Annotated in this window: 18 protein-coding genes; 3 read left to right on the forward strand and 15 right to left on the reverse strand. The window is 71.6% G+C overall.

Annotated elements, in window-relative coordinates; all coding sequences use genetic code 11:
- The 5 genes from MOJ79_RS17955 to MOJ79_RS17975 form a co-directional block, all read right to left on the reverse strand.
- The coding region (locus MOJ79_RS17955) for a HAMP domain-containing protein (protein WP_272885407.1) at positions 1-938 on the reverse strand (938 nt) is incomplete at its 3' end.
- 72 nt (positions 939-1010) lie between these two features.
- Complete coding sequence (locus MOJ79_RS17960) at positions 1011-2495, reverse strand: methyl-accepting chemotaxis protein (protein WP_272885408.1); 1485 nt, start codon at positions 2493-2495, stop codon at positions 1011-1013.
- 28 nt (positions 2496-2523) lie between these two features.
- Positions 2524-4659 (reverse strand): chemotaxis protein CheA, encoded by a 2136-nt coding sequence (locus MOJ79_RS17965; protein WP_241925388.1) that lies wholly within the window; start codon positions 4657-4659, stop codon positions 2524-2526.
- A gap of 27 nt (positions 4660-4686) precedes the next feature.
- Positions 4687-5049, reverse strand: coding sequence for a response regulator (locus tag MOJ79_RS17970; protein ID WP_119292858.1), 363 nt, complete (start codon positions 5047-5049; stop codon positions 4687-4689).
- A 63-nt stretch (positions 5050-5112) separates the two neighbouring features.
- Positions 5113-5559 (reverse strand): hypothetical protein, encoded by a 447-nt coding sequence (locus tag MOJ79_RS17975; RefSeq protein WP_241925389.1) that lies wholly within the window; start codon positions 5557-5559, stop codon positions 5113-5115.
- A gap of 223 nt (positions 5560-5782) precedes the next feature.
- Here MOJ79_RS17975 and MOJ79_RS17980 point away from each other — a divergent pair, with 223 nt between their 5' ends.
- Together MOJ79_RS17980 and MOJ79_RS17985 are read left to right on the forward strand one after the other, a co-directional pair.
- Entirely contained in the window at positions 5783-6928 is a 1146-nt protein-coding gene (locus MOJ79_RS17980) for an ATP-binding response regulator (protein WP_241925390.1), read from the forward strand.
- Entirely contained in the window at positions 6925-7560 is a 636-nt protein-coding gene (locus MOJ79_RS17985) for a response regulator (protein WP_119292854.1), read from the forward strand. Before MOJ79_RS17980 ends, MOJ79_RS17985 begins: the two co-directional genes overlap by 4 nt.
- A gap of 7 nt (positions 7561-7567) precedes the next feature.
- On the opposite strand, the gene MOJ79_RS17990 is transcribed toward MOJ79_RS17985, so the two are convergent.
- The gene (locus MOJ79_RS17990; protein ID WP_241925391.1) at positions 7568-8470 is read right to left on the reverse strand and encodes a LysR family transcriptional regulator; all 903 of its coding nucleotides are present in this window, start codon (positions 8468-8470) and stop codon (positions 7568-7570) included.
- A gap of 149 nt (positions 8471-8619) precedes the next feature.
- Between MOJ79_RS17990 and MOJ79_RS17995 the strand changes: the two genes are divergently transcribed.
- Positions 8620-9660 (forward strand): TRAP transporter substrate-binding protein, encoded by a 1041-nt coding sequence (locus tag MOJ79_RS17995; RefSeq protein ID WP_336606341.1) that lies wholly within the window; start codon positions 8620-8622, stop codon positions 9658-9660.
- A gap of 73 nt (positions 9661-9733) precedes the next feature.
- Here the strand turns inward: MOJ79_RS17995 and MOJ79_RS18000 are convergent, their stop codons facing one another.
- The 9 genes from MOJ79_RS18000 to MOJ79_RS18040 all read right to left on the reverse strand — a co-directional run.
- The gene (locus MOJ79_RS18000; RefSeq protein ID WP_241925392.1) at positions 9734-11344 is read right to left on the reverse strand and encodes a methyl-accepting chemotaxis protein; all 1611 of its coding nucleotides are present in this window, start codon (positions 11342-11344) and stop codon (positions 9734-9736) included.
- A gap of 111 nt (positions 11345-11455) precedes the next feature.
- Positions 11456-12229 (reverse strand): flagellar biosynthetic protein FliR, encoded by a 774-nt coding sequence (fliR, locus tag MOJ79_RS18005; protein WP_241925393.1) that lies wholly within the window; start codon positions 12227-12229, stop codon positions 11456-11458.
- A 20-nt stretch (positions 12230-12249) separates the two neighbouring features.
- Complete coding sequence (gene fliQ / locus MOJ79_RS18010; protein ID WP_241925394.1) at positions 12250-12519, reverse strand: flagellar biosynthesis protein FliQ; 270 nt, start codon at positions 12517-12519, stop codon at positions 12250-12252.
- A 19-nt stretch (positions 12520-12538) separates the two neighbouring features.
- Positions 12539-13300, reverse strand: a complete 762-nt coding sequence (fliP, locus tag MOJ79_RS18015; protein ID WP_241925395.1) for a flagellar type III secretion system pore protein FliP — start codon at positions 13298-13300, stop codon at positions 12539-12541.
- The gene (locus MOJ79_RS18020; RefSeq protein WP_241925396.1) at positions 13293-13658 is read right to left on the reverse strand and encodes a FliO/MopB family protein; all 366 of its coding nucleotides are present in this window, start codon (positions 13656-13658) and stop codon (positions 13293-13295) included. Before MOJ79_RS18020 ends, fliP begins: the two co-directional genes overlap by 8 nt.
- An 18-nt stretch (positions 13659-13676) precedes the next feature.
- Positions 13677-14126, reverse strand: a complete 450-nt coding sequence (fliN, locus tag MOJ79_RS18025) for a flagellar motor switch protein FliN (RefSeq protein ID WP_241925397.1) — start codon at positions 14124-14126, stop codon at positions 13677-13679.
- Positions 14116-15120, reverse strand: coding sequence for a flagellar motor switch protein FliM (gene fliM / locus MOJ79_RS18030; RefSeq protein WP_119292839.1), 1005 nt, complete (start codon positions 15118-15120; stop codon positions 14116-14118). The genes fliN and fliM overlap by 11 nt, the downstream gene beginning before the upstream one ends.
- 31 nt (positions 15121-15151) lie before the next feature.
- Positions 15152-15736, reverse strand: a complete 585-nt coding sequence (locus MOJ79_RS18035) for a flagellar basal body-associated FliL family protein (protein WP_241925398.1) — start codon at positions 15734-15736, stop codon at positions 15152-15154.
- Between the two features lie 138 nt (positions 15737-15874).
- The coding region (locus tag MOJ79_RS18040; protein WP_241925399.1) for a flagellar hook-length control protein FliK at positions 15875-16677 on the reverse strand (803 nt) is incomplete at its 5' end.

The raw sequence follows: 16677 nt of genomic DNA on the forward strand, positions 1-16677 counted from the left end.
ACGGTGCCGGTGAGCTGCTCCATCGAGGAGGCGGCCTGCTGCAGGTTGGAGGCGGTCTGCTCGGTGCGCGCGCTCAGGTCGGCGTTGCCGCCGGCGATCTCGGTGCTCGCGGTGCGGATGCTGTCGCTGGCGTGGTGCACCTCGCCGATCGCGCGCCGCAGCGACGCCTGCATCTCGGCCAGCGCGCGCTGGACCTCGCCGATCTCGTCGTGCCGCTCGGTCTGCAGCGATCCGCTCAGATCGCCGGTGCCGATGCGCCGGGCGTGGTCGGTCAGTTCACGTAGCGGCTGGCGGATCGAACGCACGAGGAAGAAGGTCGACATCACCATCAGTCCAGCCATGCCGAACAGCACGGCCGAGACGACGGCCACGGTGCGCATCCGCTCGGCCGCATTCGCTGCATTCATCGCTGCGGTACGCGCTTCCTGCAGTTCGACGAAGCCACGCTGCGCCTGCAGGTAGGTGGCGATGGCGGGCCGGACCTTGTCGTTGAGCGCCGCCAGCACGGCGTCGGCGTGGCCGGCGGCCTTGAGTTTGGCGGCTTCGTTGCGCGCGTCGATGTAGGCCTTGCGCGTCTGCGCCACCGCTTCGAGCGCCTTCTTCTCCTCGGGCGTGGTGGCCAGCGCTTCGAGGGTCTTCTGCAGTTCGGAGATCTTTGCCGTCGTCGCCTCGACGTCGGGCTTGAGCGCAGACGCGACACCCACATCGCTTGCGATCAGGCCGGCGACGACGCGCGCTGCGTTGGCTTCGGTCAGTCCCGCCCAGCGCAACGCCGTCTCGATCTTGGTGTTCTGCTCGCTCTGCAGCTGCTGCTGTGTCGCGACAGAGGCGCGTGTGCGCACAGCCGTGGCGGCGAAGATCGCGACGATCAGCACCGACAGCGCGATGGTCGGCAGCCACAGCCTTTGCGTCAGGGTGAGGCGTTGGAGGTGGAACATCACTGTTTTCCTGGAAGCGACGGTGGCGGACGGATTGGATGTGGTGTGACGGGTGACGTGCAGGCGCCTCGATCAGGCGGCCATGACGGGAGGCACACCGGTGCCTTGCAACCTGAACGTGGCCACGACGTCGGCCAGGCGCTTGGCCTGCTCCTTCAGGCTCTCGGCGGCGGCGGCACTTTGCTCGACGAGGGCGGCGTTTTGCTGCGTCATGCGGTCGAGGTCGGCGACGGCGGCGTTGACCTGACCGAGGCCCGAGCTCTGTTCGCGCGCGGCGGCGCTGATCTCGCCGATGATGTCGCTGACGCGCTGCACCGAGGCGACGATCTCGTTCATCGTCGCGCCGGCGTCGGCGACGAGCTTCGAGCCGGTCTCGACCTTGTCGACGCTGGTGCCAATCAGCGCCTTGATTTCCTTGGCCGCTTCGGCGCTGCGCTGCGCGAGGCTGCGCACCTCGCCGGCGACGACGGCGAAGCCGCGGCCCTGCTCGCCGGCGCGGGCCGCTTCGACGGCGGCGTTGAGCGCGAGGATGTTGGTCTGGAAGGCGATGCCGTCGATGACGCCGATGATGTCGGCGATCTTCTTCGAGCTGGCGTTGATCTCGTCCATCGTCGAGACGACTTGTCCGACGACTTCGCCGCCGCGGCGTGCGACCTGTGCAGCCGACGACGCGAGCTGGTTGGCCTGCGCGGCGGCGTCGGCGCTGTGGGCGACGGTGCCGGTGAGCTGTTCCATCGAAGAGGCGGCCTGCCGCAGCCGATCGGCCCACGCGGCGGCGCTCTCGCCCAGCACGTCGCCGAGCGTCTTGCCGGCGGCGCTGGCGTGGAACACGAGTTTCGCGTCGGCGCCGCGCGGCTGCAGGTCGACGACGTAGGTGCCGCCGCTGTCGTACAGCTTCGACGACTGCACCAGCTGCGCGATCTGCTGGTGTGCGCTGGTGATGTCCAGGCCGACGAAGTAGACGCCGATGACGCGCTGCTTGTCGTCGAGCGCCGGCTCGTAGACCGTCATGTAGGGCTTGCCGAACAGCGTCGCGGTGCCAACGTACTTCTGCCCGGCCTTCAGCAGCTCGTAGGCCGGGTGCTTGCGGTCGAGCAGTGTGCCCACCGCGCGCTCGCCGTTCTCATTCTTGACCGACGTCGTGATGCGGCGGAAGTCGTCGCCCTGCTTGACGAAGACCGTCGCGACGCCGTCCTTGTGGTCGATCGCGAAGCGGTCGACCGGGCCGGTGTCGTCGTTGACCATCGCACCGTAACTCGTCAGCGTGCCCTGCTTCTCGTCGACGAGCACGAGCGTCGGCGCGAACTGCTGGCGGAAGCTGCCATAGGCTTGCAGCGCCATGTCCCTCAGCGACGCGTCGAACGCCACCATCGCCGCGGCGATCGCACGCGCCTCCGACGCGGCGTAGCGCGCCGCGGTTTCGCGCTGCTGGCTCGCCGAGACGGCCCAGAACGCCGCGAGCGTGAAGACCGTCATCGCGACGATCGCGACGGTGCCGGCGAGTGTGATCGTGCGGCTGATCGGGCGGGTGACGCCGCGCTCGGCAGTGGAGTTCATGGGCGCACCTCCTTGGGCAGGGTCGGGCTCAGTGGCGCGCGCGGCGCACCAGCGAGCCGATGTCGAGGATCAGCGCGACGCGGCCGTCGCCCATGATCGTGGCGCCCGAGACGTCGGGCACCTTGCGGTAGTTGGCCTCGAGGTTCTTGACGACGACCTGCTGCTGGCCGAGCAGTTCGTCGACGAGCAGCGCGACGCGCCCGCCTTCGGCCTCGACGACGACCATGATGTCGCTGGCGTGCTCGAAGTCGAAGCGCGGCACGTCGAACACCTTCTCGAGGTCGACGACCGGCAGGTACTCGTCGCGCACCTGCACGACGCGGCCGCTGCCGCCGATCGTGCGGATCATCCCGGGGCGCACCTGGAACGACTCGACGACGGAGGCCAGCGGCAGGATGTAGCACTCGTCGCCGACGCCGACGCTCATGCCGTCCATGATCGCCAGCGTCAGCGGCAGGCGCACGCGCACGCTCATGCCGTAGCCCTCGGCCGAGTCGATCTCGACGGTGCCGCCGAGCGCCGTGATGTTCTTCTTGACGACGTCCATGCCGACGCCGCGGCCCGAGACGTCGGTGACCTGCTCGGCGGTCGAGAAGCCCGGCGCGAAGATCAGGCCCCAGACCTCCTGGTCGCTGAGCGTGTCGGGCGCGTCGAGGCCGCGCTCGCGCGCCTTCTTCAGCAGCTTCTCGCGGTTCAGGCCGCGGCCGTCGTCGCGCACTTCGATGACGATGCTGCCGCCCTGGTGGCTGGCCACCAGCGTGATCGTGCCGTGCTCGGGCTTGCCCTTGGCCAGGCGCTCGGCCGGCAGCTCGATGCCGTGGTCGCAGCTGTTGCGCACCAGGTGCGTCAGCGGGTCGGTGATCTTCTCGACCAGCCCCTTGTCGAGCTCGGTGGCCTCGCCTTGCGTGACGAGCTCGACCTTCTTGCCGAGCTTGGCCGCCAGGTCGCGCAGCATGCGCGGGAAGCGATTGAACACGAGCGACATCGGGATCATGCGGATCGACATCACCGCTTCCTGCAGGTCGCGCGTGTTGCGCTCCAGGTCGGCGAGACCGGCGGCCAGCGCCTGCAGTGCCGTGCCTTCGACACCCTTGCTGTTCTGCGCGAGCATCGCCTGCGTGATCACGAGCTCGCCGACCAGGTTGATCAGCTGGTCGACCTTCTCGACCGACACGCGCAGCGTCGACGACTCGGTCGACGCGGCGGCGCGGGGCTCGGTGCGCGCGGCGGGCTTCGCGGGCGGCGGCGACGCGGGGGCGGGGGCCGCGGCGGGGGCGTGGCCGGCCGTCGCCGTGTCGCTGGCGGCCGCGGGCGCGCCGGGGGCGTCGGCGAAGAAGCCGTAGCCCGGGTCGGTGCTCGGCGCCTCGGGTTCGGGGGCGCCCGGCGCACCAGGATGGAAGCCGTAGCCGGGGCCCAGCGGCGCGATGCGGATGTGTTCGCGCGCGACGTGGAAGCTGAACAGGTCGAGCAGTTCGTCGTCGCTGCTGGCGGTGAGCACCTTGTAGCGGCGCACGCCGTCGGCGGCCTGGCCGGCGTCGAGCGGCTCGAGCGTGCCCAGGTCGGTGATCTCGCGGAACAGCTCGGCGAGGTTGTCGGCCAGCTCGGGGCGCTCGAGCGGCCCGACGGTGATCTCGAGCGAGCGCAGCGTGCCCTTGCCGCGGGGTGCGGCCGGGCCGGCTGCCGGTGTCGCCGCGGCGGCGGGTGCGGCCGCCGCGGGGGCGGGGCGCGCGGCGGGCGCGACCGTCTTGCCGTCGGCGAGCGCGCGGATGTGCGCGAGCAGTTCCTGCGTGTCGACCGCGTCGACGTCGTGGCCCTGGTGGCGTGCGAGCTGCGCCTTCAGCGCGTCGCCCGCCTGCAGCAGCACGTCGACCATCTGCGCGGTCGGCGCGAGTTCGTGGCGGCGCAGCTTGTCGAGCAGCGTCTCCATCTGGTGCGTCAATTCGGCGACGTCGTGGAAGCCGAACGTCGCCGCGCCACCCTTGACGGAGTGCGCGCAGCGGAAGATCGCGTTGAGCGTCTCGTCGTCGGCGGCGTCGACGTCGAGCTCGAGCAGCATCTGCTCCATCTGCTCGAGGTTCTCGCCCGCCTCCTCGAAGAAGACCTGGTAGAACTGGCTCAGGTCGATACCGGCCGCGGACGCGCCGGTCGTCGTGGGATCAGCCATCGGTGGGGGCTCCTGCGGGGCGAGGCGTCAGCGCACGACCTTGCCGATCACCTCGATCAGCTTGGCCGGGTCGAACGGCTTGACGAGCCAGCCGGTGGCGCCGGCGGCGCGGCCGGCCTGCTTCATCTGGTCGCTGCTCTCGGTGGTCAGGATCAGGATCGGCGTCGACTTGAACTTCGGGCTCTCGCGCAGCTTCTTGACGAGGCTGATGCCGTCCATGCGCGGCATGTTCTGGTCCGTCAGCACGAGGTGAAAGTCGCCCTTGTTCGCTTTCTCCCACGCGTCGACGCCGTCAACGGCCTCGACGACGTGGAAGCCGGCGTTCTTCAGCGTGAAGGACACCATCTGGCGCATCGACGCCGAGTCGTCCACCGCGAGGATTGAGTGCATGTCGTTCTCCGGGATTCGTTCGGGATTTCGGTCGGGTGGGGAGGTTCTTGAACCGGCGCGGCGTCAGAACAGCTCGACGGAGCCGGCGTCCATCTCGTCTTGCGTCACCGGGTTCGGGCGCAGCGGCGGCTCCTCGACGACGGCCTCGCCGTCGTCGTCGCCCATCGCGTCGCGCGCCAGCCGGTCGGCACAGCTGCGCAGCCGGCGCTGCGTGTGCGCGACGAGCTGCGAGGCCATGTCCTGGAACTGCAGCGCCGTGATCGCGCTGCCGAGCTGGCCGCGCAGGCGGTCGAGCACCGGCGACGACTGCAGCGCGCTGCGCAGCGTGTCGGCCTCGTCGTTGGCGCCGTGGAAGCTGGCCAGCAGCGTGTCGCACGCGTGCGCGAGCAGCGTCTGCAGCCGCTCGAGGTCGTTGCAGGCGCTCATCAGGTGGTCCTGCAGCTCGGCCGCCGCGTCCAGCGGGATGCGCGGGGGGCCGGGCTCGGGCGCCAGGGGGACGTCGATGTGCATGCGGTCTCCGTCGGTGTCGCCGTGGACGGACGGCGCGCGCGCGGCGCGCCTACGGGCGGTGGCGGGATCTTCGGCGCTCGCCACGCGGAGTTGAGGCCGAAATCGCGGCCAAGACGGCGCCAATTCGCGCCCGCGCGTCGGGCAGCGGCCGTCGGCTTGACCTGGGGCAAGGCGCCGGGGCGGCGCGGCAGGCCGGCTGCTGCGCTGGGCCATACTTCCGCCCATGCCATCGCCGGCCCCGTCGCGTCCGCTGCGCGTGCTGCACCTGGAGGATTCGGAGCTCGACCACGAGCTGGCGGCCACGCACCTGCGCCGCAGCGGGCTGGACGTCGAGATGCGGCGCATCGAGTCCGAGGCCGAGCTGCGCGCGGCGCTGCGCGAGCCGTGGGACGCGGTGCTGTCGGACTTCAACCTGCCGGGCTTCGGCGGACTGCAGGCGCTCGAGATCGTGCGCTCCGGCGCGCAGCCGCTGCCGTTCATCCTGCTGTCGGGCGAGATCGGCGAGGACGTCGCGGTGCAGGCGATGCGCCACGGCGCGAGCGACTACCTGCTCAAGCACAACCTCGCGCGGCTGGCGCCGGCACTGGAGAACGCGATCGCCGCGGCGCAGGCCGAGCGCGCGCGCCGCGCCGCCGACCGCGAGCTCGCGCTGTCGCGCCAGCGGCTGTCGGAACTCGCGCAGCACCTGCAGACCAGCATCGACAGCGAGCGCGCGGCGATCGCGCGCGAGATCCACGACGACGTCGGCGGCTCGCTGGTGGCGCTGAAGTTCGACCTCGCGTGGATCGAGCGCCGCACCACCGACCCCGAGGTGCGCCAGCGCGTGCAGTCGGCGCTCGAGACCGTGAGTCACGCGATCGAGAGCAGCAAGCGCATCATGCACAACCTGCGCCCGGCGATCCTCGAGCAGGGGCTGGTCGCGGCGCTGCAGTGGATGGCCGCGCGTTTCGAGAAGCGCACCGGCGTCGCGTGCCATTTCCGCAGCAGCCACGACGAGCTGCCCGAGCTGCCCGCCGGCGTGCCGCTGGTGGCCTACCGCACGGCGCAGGAGGCGCTGACCAACGTCAGCAAGCACGCGCAGGCCACGCAGGTCACGATCGACCTCACGCTCGCGCGCGGCGTGCTGTCGCTCGAGGTCGCCGACAACGGCGTGGGGCTGACACGCGAGGACCTGGCCAAGGCGCGCAGCTTCGGCATCCGCGGGCTGCACGAGCGCGCGTCGACGGTGGGCGGCACGATCGACCTGTCGAGCGACGGGCGCGGCACGACGCTGCTGCTGACGCTGCCGCTGACCGCCGGCGCGAGCGCGCCGGCGACGTTGGGCGGCGACGACGAACACGATCCGACGAGTGCCTGGGGGGAGCTGTGATCAAAGTCATCCTCTGCGACGACCACGCGCTGATCCGCCGCGGCATCCGCGACACACTGTCCGACGCGTCGGACATCGAGGTCGTCGGCGAGGCCGGCGACTACGGCGAGCTGCGCGCGCTGATGCGCACGACGCCGTGCGACGTGCTCGTGCTCGACATCAACCTGCCGGGGCGCAGCGGGCTGGACGCGCTGCACGCGCTGAAGGACGAGGGCTCGCCGGTGAAGGTGCTCGTCGTCAGCATGTACCCCGAGGACCAGTACGCGATCCGCGCGCTGCGTGCCGGCGCGTTCGGCTACGTCAACAAGGGTGGCGACCCGCAGCTGCTCGTGCAGGCCGTGCGCACCGTCGCGCAGGGGCGCAAGTACGTCACGCCCGAGATCGCGCAGATGCTCGTCGAGAGCCTGACCGCGCCGGCGCTCGAGAGCCCGCACCAGAAGCTGTCGGACCGCGAGCTGCAGACGCTCGTGATGATCGCCTCGGGCAAGCGGCTGTCCGACATCGCCGAGGAGCTGACGCTGTCGCCGAAGACGGTGTCGGTGTACCGCGCGCGCGTGCTCGAGAAGCTCGGGCTGTCGAACAACTCCGAGCTGACGGTCTACGCGATCCGCAACGGGCTGGTCGGCGACTGACGCGGCGTCACGGCCCCGCCGCGACGTGGTGCGCGGCGCGGTGCAGGTGCGAGACGAAGTGCCGCACGGCGGGCTTGAGTGCCGTGTCACCGCGCACGACGACGCCGATCGTCAGGTCGAGGTGGCCTTCGGCGATCGGCACCACGCTCAGATACGGCGCCGCGGCCGGGTGCGTGGCGATCGGCATCGGCATCAGGCCGACATAGTCGCCGCTGCCGATCACGGCCATCAGCGCCAGCGTCGAGTTGACGACCGCCCCTGCCGGCGGCGCCGGCAGCCCGTGGTGCTCGAACAGCATGCGCGCGTAGCCGGTGGCGCCGGCGTCGCTGGTGTAGACCCAGCGCGAGCGCGTGAGCTCGCGCAGCGAGCGCGAGCGTGCCAGCGCGCTGCCCTTGCGCACGACGACGGCCATCGTCACCGGCATCAGCGGCTCGGTCGTGAACTCGCCCGCCGGCAGCCCCTGCGGGATCGGGCCGATCGCGAGGTCGACCTCACCGGTGCGCAGCTTGGTCAGCTGCGCGATGTACAGCTCCTCGGCGATGCGCAGCCGGATGTCGGGGAACTCGCGCGTGAAGGTGCGCAGCGTCTCCGGGATCAGCAGCAGCGCCGCCAGCGGCACCGCCGCGATGCCGAGTTCGCCGACCATGCGCCCGCCGAGCTGCTGCACCTGCTCGACCGCGGTGTCGAGCTCGCGCGCGACGGTGCGCGCGTGCTCGTACAGCACCTTGCCCTGCGCCGACGCGACGACGCCGGTCGTCGAGCGCAGCAGCAACGTCGCCGACAGCTCGCGTTCGAGCTCGCGCACCATCTTCGTCAGCGCCGGCTGCGACACGCCGAGCCTGCGCGCGGCGGCGCGCAGGCTGCCTTCCTCGACGGCGGCGACGAGCGCCTGCAGCGATGCGAGCTTCACGCCCTCATGATAACCAGCGGTTATCGCGGGCGCGATCACCGGATCTGTGCGACGCCCCGCGCGCTGCCTAGACTGCGCCGCGCTCGACGGGCGCGCGTTGGCGGCTGCAATCGGGCGCTGGCGAACCGACTCAACGAAGGAGACTCTGGATGATGCGTTCTTGGAAGGCCCTGCGGGCAGGGCTGATGGCGACGGTGGTGGCGGCTGCCATCGGCAGCGCGCAGGCGCAGGAGGTGACGCTGCGCGTGCACCACTTCCTGCCGGCGACTTCGTACGCGCACACGATGTTTATCCAGCCCTGGTGCGACAAGATCGCGAAGGACTCGAACAACCGGCTCAAGTGCCAGATCTTTCCGTCGATGCAGCTCGGCGGCACACCGCCGCAGCTGTACGACCAGGTCAAGGACGGCGTCGTCGACGTGATCTGGTCGCTGCCGGGCTACACGGCCGGGCGCTTCCCGCTGTCGGAGGTGTTCGAGCTGCCGTTCATGATGAGGGACGCGGAGGCGACCAGCAAGGCGCTGTGGGACTACGTGCAGCAGCACGCGCCCAGCGAGTTCAAAGACGTGCACCCGATCGCGTTCCACGTCCACGGCCCCGGCGTGTTCCACATGCGCGACAAGCCGATCCGCACGATGGCCGACTTCAAGGGCCTGAAGCTGCGCGCGCCGACGCGCCAGACCAACCGCTTCCTCGCCGCGCTGGGTGCCACCCCGGTGGGCATGCCGGTGCCGCAGGTCGGCGAGGCGCTGAACAAGGGCACCATCGACGGCGCCGTCGTGCCCTACGAGGTCGTGCCGGCGGTCAAGATCCACGAGATCGTCAAGTTCCACTCCGAGACCGACCCGTCGGAGCCGGCGTTCTACACGTCGACCTTCATGTTCGTGATGAACCGCGCCAAGTACGACAGCCTGCCGCCGGACCTGAAGAAGGTCGTCGACGCCAACAGCGGGCAGGCGCTGTCGGGCCAGATCGGCAAGACCTTCCTCGCCGCCGACGCCGAGGGCAAGAAGCTCACGGCGAAGAACACGACCAACGTGATCGGCAAGGACGAGCTGCAGCACTGGAAGAAGGCCGGCGAGCCCGTCGTCGAGGCCTGGATCAAGGACGTCGATGCGCGCGGCGCCAACGGCCGGCAGCTGCTCGAGGCCGCGAAGGCGCTGATCGCCAAGCACAGCGCGGCGCGCTGAACGGCGCCTGAGCCGGCCGCGCGGCGGCGCGGCCGTCCGTGCATGGTGCCGGCGCGCGCCGCGCAGTGCGCCCTCAGGCCGCGTGGGCGTGCGCCTCGCGGCGCAGTGCGACGGCGTCGGCGTCGGCCAGCGTCGGCTCGTCGGCGCGCAGCCGCAGCAGCCGCATCACCTGCTCGGTGCTGCGCACCTGCGCGGCGAGCTGCTGCGCCGCGGCGGCGAGCTGCTCGACCATCGCGGCGTTCTGCTGCGTCAGCGCGTCCATCTGCGCGACGGCGGCACCGACATCGGCGACGCCTCGCTGCTGCTCGCCGGTGGCCGCGGCGATGCGCTCGAGCAGCGCGCTGACGCGGCGCACCTCGTCGACGGCGTCGGTCATCGACGTCGCCGCGTCGCGCGTGTGCGCGTTGCCGGCCTGCACGCGCTCGCCGGCGTCGGCGATCAGGCCGCGGATGTCGCGCGCGGCCTCGGCGGTGCGCTGCGCAAGCGCACGCACCTCGCCGGCGACGACGGCGAAGCCGCGCCCGGCCGGGCCGGCGCGCGCCGCCTCGACGGCGGCGTTGAGCGCGAGCAGGTTGGTCTGGAACGCGACGCCTTCGACGACGCCGATCATCTCGTGCATCCGGCGCGACGACGCGTCGATCGCCGCCATCGCGTCGGCCACCGCCTGCACGGTGGCGTGGCTGCGCGCGGCCAGATCGGCCATGCGCTGCGCCATGCGCGCGCCGTCGGCGGCGGCGCCGGCGCTCGCGCTCGCGCTGCCGGCGATCTGCGTCATCGACGCCGCGGTCTGCTGCAGGCGGCCGGCCTGCGTCTCGGTGCGCGCCGACAGGTCGCTGTTGCCGGCCGCGATCTCGGCAATCGCCTGGCGCAGGTGGGCGACCTCGTCGCGCACCTCGATCGCGACGGTGCGCAGGTTGGCCACCATCTGCGCGAGCGCACGCCGGAGCTCGGCCGACGGGCCGCGGCCGCCGGTCGGGATCTCGGCGCTGAGATCGCCGGCGGCGAGCCGCTGCACCTGGCGCACACAGGCGTGGATCGGCGCGAGCGCGAAGCGCGCGACGGCCCACGACGCTGCTGCGGCGGCCGCCAGCGCAGCCGCCGCGCCGGCCAGCGGGTGCACGAGCGTCGCGGCACCGCTGGCGCCGCACGCCGCGAAGACGGCCAGGCCGGCCGATGCGACCGGCCCCGGCCGCAGCCGCCGCGCCAGCCACCCGAGGGCACCGGCGCGCACCACCGTACCGCCGTCGAGCGCGGTGCGCCGCACGCCGCGTGCGGCCTCGTCGCGCAGGCGCGCGTACAGCGCTTCGGCGGCCTGCACCTCGGTCGGCGATACCGCCGAACGCACCGACAGGTAGCCGGCGATGCGGCCGTCGCGCACGATCGGCGTCGCGTTCGCGCGCACCCAGTAGTGGTCGCCGTTCTTGCGCCGGTTCTTGACGATGCCGGTCCAGGGGCGCCCGGCGGCGATCGTCGCCCACAGGTCGCGGAAGGCTTCGGCCGGCATGTCGGGGTGGCGCACGACGTTGTGCGGCTGGCCGAGCAGCTCGTCGCGCGCGAAGCCGCTGACTTCGACGAAGGCGTCGTTGGCGTAGGTGATCCGACCCTTCAGGTCGGTCACGGAGACGAGGGTCTTGGCGGCCGGAAACGGGTGTTCGCGGCCGGTCACGGGGCCGTTGTTGCGCATCGGTGCGAAGAGGTGAGTCGCGGATCGCTGCAGATGAGCGCTTTTTCGGTCGTCGGCGCCGTCGGCTTGAGCCGCGTGTTTGATGCAGGTCAAACGCTTTCGCCGCGGCGGTCACTGGAAGCGCGCGAGCATCGCCTCCAGCGCGATCGTGAACGGCGCCTGCATCATCGGCAGCGTCAGCAGCATGCCCAGCAGCCCGACGCCGACCGTGATCGGGAAGCCGATCGCGAAGATGTTCATCTGTGCGGCCACGCGCGAGATCAGCCCGAGCACGAGGTTGACGAACAGCAGCATCGCGACGATCGGCAGCGCGATCCACAGCCCGAGGCGGAACACCTCGGCGCCCCAGACCTGCGGCTGCGCCTGGCGCACGAAGGCCAGCGGCTCCGGTGCGATCGGGAAGGCCGTGAAGCTCGCCACCACCGCGGCGATCACGATCAGGTGGCCGTTGATGACGACGAACAGCCACGCCACCGCGGTGCCGAAGAAGCGGCTCGTCGCGGTGGTCTGCGACGCCGTCACCGGGTCGAAGAAGCCGGCGAAGTTCAGCCCCATCTGCAGCCCGACGATCTCGCCGGCGAACTCGACGGCGGCGAACACGATGCGCACCGCGAAGCCCAGGCTCAGCCCGACGACGACCTGCTGCACGACCAGCAGCGCCGCGGCCGGCGCGTCGAGCGCGACCGACGCCACCTCGGGCGGCAGCGGCGGCAGCATCGGCTGCGCGGCCAGCGCGATGAAGAACGCCAGCGCGATGCGCACGCGCAGCGGCACCGTGCGCGTGCCCAGCACCGGCAGCGCGGTGAACATCGCCAGCACGCGCAGGAACGGCCACAGCAGCGGCGTGACCCACGCCAGCAGCTGCGCGTCGGTGAAGGTCAGCATCGCCGCCTGGCGCGCTGCGCTCAGCCGACCGCGGCGGGGATCGACTGCAGCGTGCGCTGCAGGTACTCGACCAGCGTCGTCATCATCCACGGCCCGGCGACGGCGAGCACCGCGACGGCGCCGATGATCTTCGGCACGAAGCTCAGCGTGGCCTCGTTGATCTGCGTGGCAGCCTGGAACACGCTGACCACCAGCCCGATGGCCAGCACCGTCAGCAGCACCGGCGCCGAGACCATCAGCAGCAGCCACAGGCCCTGCTGGCCGGCGGTGAAGACCTGGGTGGCGTCCATCGGGGGAGGTCCTTCGGGGTCAGGTGGCAAACGACGCCGCGAGCGAGCCGAGCAGCAGGTTCCAGCCGTCGGCGAGCACGAACAGCATCAGCTTGAACGGCAGCGCGACGAGCACGGGGCTCAACATCATCATCCCCAGGCTCATCAGCACGCTGGCGACGATCATGTCGATGATCAGGAACGGGATGAAGATCAGGAAGCCGATCTGGAACGCGCTTTTCAGCTCGCTGGTCACGAACGCCGGCACCAGCACGCGAAACGGCACCTCGGCCGCCGGCGTGCCCTCGGGCAGGCGCGCCAGGCGCGAGAACAGCTGCACGTCGCTCTGGCGCGTCTGCTTGAGCATGAACTCGCGCATCGGCGCCTCGCCGCGCGACAGCGCCTCCTCGAACGCGATCTGGCTGGCCGCGTAGGGCTGCCAGGCCTGTTCGTACACGCGGTCGACCGTCGGGCTCATCACGAAGAAGGTCAGGAACAGGCTCAGGCCGATGACGACCTGGTTCGGCGGCGCGGCCTGCGTGCCCAGCGCCTGGCGCAGCAGCGACAGCACGATCACGATGCGCGTGAACGCCGTCATCAGCAGCAGCACCGCCGGCAGGAACGACAGCGCCGTGAAGAACAGCAGCGTCTGGATCGGCACCGAGTAGCTGGTGCCGGCTGCGCCCTGCGCGACGACCAGCGGCAGGTTGCCGCCCTGCTGCGCGGTGGCCGCCCCCGCGGCGGCGGCCAGCAGCAGGCCGGCGGCGGCGCGCGCGACGCCACGATGGCGGTGCTCAGGCATCGCGCTTCGCTCCGCTGGCGCGCACGCCGAGGTCGCCGAGCAGCTGCCGCAGCGGTGCGGCCGCCTCGCCGGCGGCCGGGTGCGCGGTGGCGGCAGGCGCCATCTCGTGCAGCGTCGTGATCTGCTGCGCCGTCACGCCGAGCACGAGCCAGCGGCGCTCGGCGCCGTGGCCGATCTCGACGGTGACCACGCGCTGCCCGGGGCCGAGCGCGAGGGCCGCGACGATGCGCATCGCGCCGGGCGTCGTCGCCGCGGCGCCGATCGGCGTGCGCCTGACGAGCCACAGCACGAGCGGGATCGCCGCGACGACGGCGGCGAACCACAGCAGCGCCGACAGGCCGGAGGGCAGGGTGTCCATGCGCAGGGCGGGCGCGGCTCAGGTGCGCGACAGCCGGCGCATGCGCTCGCTCGGCGTCACGATGTCGGTCAGGCGGATGCCGAACTTGTCGTTGACGACGACGACCTCGCCCTGCGCGATCAGGTAGCCGTTGACGAGCACGTCCATCGGCTCGCCGGCCAGCGCGTCGAGCTCGACGACCGAGCCCTGCGCGAGCTGCAGGATGTGCTTGATCGGGATCCGCGTGCGGCCGAGCTCGACGGTCAGCTGCACCGGGATGTCGAGGATCATGTTGAGGTCGTTGCCCGCGGCCGCGCCGTGCGCGCTCGGCGTCAGGTTCGCGAATGCGGCCGGCGCGGCCTGGCTCGCGGCGTCGGCGACCTCGGAGGCGGTCTCGGGCTTGCTCTCGGCGAGCGCGGCGGCCCACTCGGCGGCCATGCGGTCTTCTTCGCTCATCGCATCGGGGGCGGCGTTCGGTTCAGCGGACATGCGTGTCTCCGAGCCAGCTCAGGTTGGAGCTGGAGATCAGGCGGTCGACCTTGAGCGCGTAGCGCCCGTTGCTGGTGCCGTAGTGGCACTCGAGCACCGGCACGCCGTCGACCTTGGCCTCGATGACGGGTTCGAGGTCGAGCTCGATGAAGTCGCCCGGCTTGAGCGCGAGCAGCTGCTCGACGGTGGCCGGTGCGTGCGCGAGCTCGGCGACGAGCTCGACCTCGGCAGCCTGGATCTGCGTCTTCAGCAGGTTGACCCAGCGGCGGTCGGGCTCGGCGCCGTCGCCCTGGACCGACGAGTACAGCACGTCGCGGATCGGCTCGAGCGTGCTGTACGGGATGCAGATGTGCACCATGCCGCTGCTGTCGCCGACCTCGAACGTGAACGACGTGGCCACGACGATCTCGCTCGGCGTGGCGATGTTGGCGAACTGCGGCTGCATCTCGGAGCGCTGGTACTCGAGCTCGAGCGGGTAGATGCCCTGCCAGGCCTTGCGGTACTCGGCGATCACGACCTCGACCAGGCGCTGGATCACGCGCTGCTCGGTGGGGCTGAAGTCGCGCCCCTCGATGCGGGTGTGGAACTTGCCGACGCCGCCGAACAGCGCATCGATGACGGCGAACACCAGGTTCGGGTCGCACACGACGAGCCCCGAGCCGCGCAGCGGCTTGACGGCGACGATGTTGAAGTTGGTCGGCACGACGATCTCGCGCAGGAAGGCGCTGTACTTCTGCACCTTGATGCCGCCGATCGAGACCTCGGGCGTCTTGCGGATGAAGTTGAACAGCCCGATGCGGATGTTGCGTGCGAAGCGCTCGTTGATGATCTCCATCGTGGGCATGCGCCCACGCACGATGCGCTCCTGGCTCGCGAGGTTGTACTCGCGGATGCCGCCGGTCTGCTCCTCCTCGGCGTCGAGCTTCTGGCTCTCGCCGGTGATGCCCTGCAGCAGGGCATCGACTTCGTCTTGCGAAAGGATCTGCTGGCTCATCGTGTCGCCGTCGCCGACCTGGGCGGCGGCCTCACTGGATGATGAAGTTCGAGAAGTGCACCTGCGTCACCGGCAGGTCGTCGGCGCGGCGCTTGCGCTTCTTCTTCGCGGCGCCGTCGTCGGCGTGCTCGGCCTCGTCGTCGATGTCGATCTCGTAGCCCAGCGGGCGCAGCGTCTCGCGGCGGATCTCGGCGGCGAGCTTGAGCTTGCCTTCGCGCTGCAGCAGCTCGTCGGCGGTCTTGTGCGCGAGCACCATCAGGATGTTGTTGCGGATCGCCGGCATGAAGGCCTTGATCTGGTCGCCGACCTTGGCGTCGCTCACCTCGAGCGTGATGCCGATCTGCGCGTAGCGCTCGGTGTTGCGGTCGGCGAGGTTGACGGTGAACGTGTCCAGCGGCACGAAGGTGGGCGCCGCCTTGGCCGCGTGCTTGGTCGGCTTGGCGACTTCTTCGGCGGCGTCCTCGTCGTCAGCGTGTGCGGCCTGCTTGCTCAGCAGGAACAGCGCGCCGCCGGCGCCGGCGAGCAGCACCACCAGCACGACGGCCAGCAGCACGATCAGTTTCTTCTTGCCCTTCTTCGGTGCGGCGTCGGTGGCGGTGGCAGCGGCGGCAGACATGGGGGCTCCTCGCGTCGGGGCCGCCGATGCAGCGGACCCTGTGGGGGATTATTCGAAGCGGCCCCGGCGGCGAATCGGCGAATAGCGTGGCCAAAGCGACGCTTACGCGCGCCGCATCGCCGCCGCGCGCAGGGCCCCTCAGGCGACCAGGTCGACGATGCCGCGCCGGCGCGGCGCAGGCCGCGCGTCGGCCGCCTCGCCGGTGGCGCCCCGCGCCGCGGGTGCGCGCGTGCCACCGCTCGCGGCATCGCCGGCTTGGCTGTCGTCGCGCTGCTCGCGCGGGCGGTCGAACACGCCGCCGCCGGCCAGCGTCAGGCCGCTGTCGCGCAGCGCGCTGGCCAGCGCGGGCAGGCTGGCTTCGAGCGCGTCGCGGGTGGCGGCGTGCAGCGCGGTGAAGTCGACGTGCGCCTGCGTGCCGTCGAGCGCGATGCGCACCGCCACCGGGCCGAGCTCGGCGGGGTTGAGCTGCAGCATCGCCTGCGGCACGCCCTGGCGCACCCACAGCGCGACCTGCTGGCCCAGTGCCGGCGCGAAGGCCGGCGACGGCAGCGGGTGCGGCAGGCGCGCTTCGGGCAGCGGCGCTGGCGCGCCGGTGGGCGCCGTCGCGGGGGCGGTCGCGTCGGCGGCCACGGTCGCGACGACGGTCGGCGCGGTCGCTTCGGTCGGCGACTTCGCTGCCGGCGGCAACGTTCCCGCGAGCGGCGCCGCCTCCGCGGCGGCGCGTCCCACGGCGGCGGCGGTCGCGGGCGCGCGCGGCGCTTCGTCGCCTGGCGCCACCTGCGGCGTGGCCGACGAGGGCGTGTCGGACTGCGCATCGCGCGTGCGGGCGGCCATGCCGCGGTCGGCGGCGTGCGCCGTGCGCCGCGCCGGGCCGTCCGCGTGTGCGTCGGGCACGCCGTCGGTGGTGTCCGCCACGGCGATCGGCAGGTCGCCCGTTGTCG

The sequence above is a fragment of the Calidifontimicrobium sp. SYSU G02091 genome, assembly GCF_022631395.1.
Taxonomy (GTDB): Bacteria; Pseudomonadota; Gammaproteobacteria; order Burkholderiales; family Burkholderiaceae_C; genus Calidifontimicrobium; species Calidifontimicrobium sediminis.

Coding starts and splice junctions, on each gene's coding strand:
- MOJ79_RS17980 (WP_241925390.1), top strand. CDS start 5,783: ATGCCATCGCCGGCCCCGTCGCGTCCGCTGCGCGTGCTGCACCTGGAG.
- fliQ (WP_241925394.1), bottom strand. CDS start 12,519: ATGGACGCCACCCAGGTCTTCACCGCCGGCCAGCAGGGCCTGTGGCTG.
- MOJ79_RS17965 (WP_241925388.1), bottom strand. CDS start 4,659: ATGGCTGATCCCACGACGACCGGCGCGTCCGCGGCCGGTATCGACCTG.
- fliP (WP_241925395.1), bottom strand. CDS start 13,300: ATGCCTGAGCACCGCCATCGTGGCGTCGCGCGCGCCGCCGCCGGCCTG.
- MOJ79_RS17960 (WP_272885408.1), bottom strand. CDS start 2,495: ATGAACTCCACTGCCGAGCGCGGCGTCACCCGCCCGATCAGCCGCACG.
- MOJ79_RS17995 (WP_336606341.1), top strand. CDS start 8,620: ATGATGCGTTCTTGGAAGGCCCTGCGGGCAGGGCTGATGGCGACGGTG.
- MOJ79_RS17975 (WP_241925389.1), bottom strand. CDS start 5,559: ATGCACATCGACGTCCCCCTGGCGCCCGAGCCCGGCCCCCCGCGCATC.
- MOJ79_RS17970 (WP_119292858.1), bottom strand. CDS start 5,049: ATGCACTCAATCCTCGCGGTGGACGACTCGGCGTCGATGCGCCAGATG.
- fliR (WP_241925393.1), bottom strand. CDS start 12,229: ATGCTGACCTTCACCGACGCGCAGCTGCTGGCGTGGGTCACGCCGCTG.
- MOJ79_RS18035 (WP_241925398.1), bottom strand. CDS start 15,736: ATGTCTGCCGCCGCTGCCACCGCCACCGACGCCGCACCGAAGAAGGGC.
- MOJ79_RS18020 (WP_241925396.1), bottom strand. CDS start 13,658: ATGGACACCCTGCCCTCCGGCCTGTCGGCGCTGCTGTGGTTCGCCGCC.
- fliM (WP_119292839.1), bottom strand. CDS start 15,120: ATGAGCCAGCAGATCCTTTCGCAAGACGAAGTCGATGCCCTGCTGCAG.
- fliN (WP_241925397.1), bottom strand. CDS start 14,126: ATGTCCGCTGAACCGAACGCCGCCCCCGATGCGATGAGCGAAGAAGAC.
- MOJ79_RS18000 (WP_241925392.1), bottom strand. CDS start 11,344: ATGCGCAACAACGGCCCCGTGACCGGCCGCGAACACCCGTTTCCGGCC.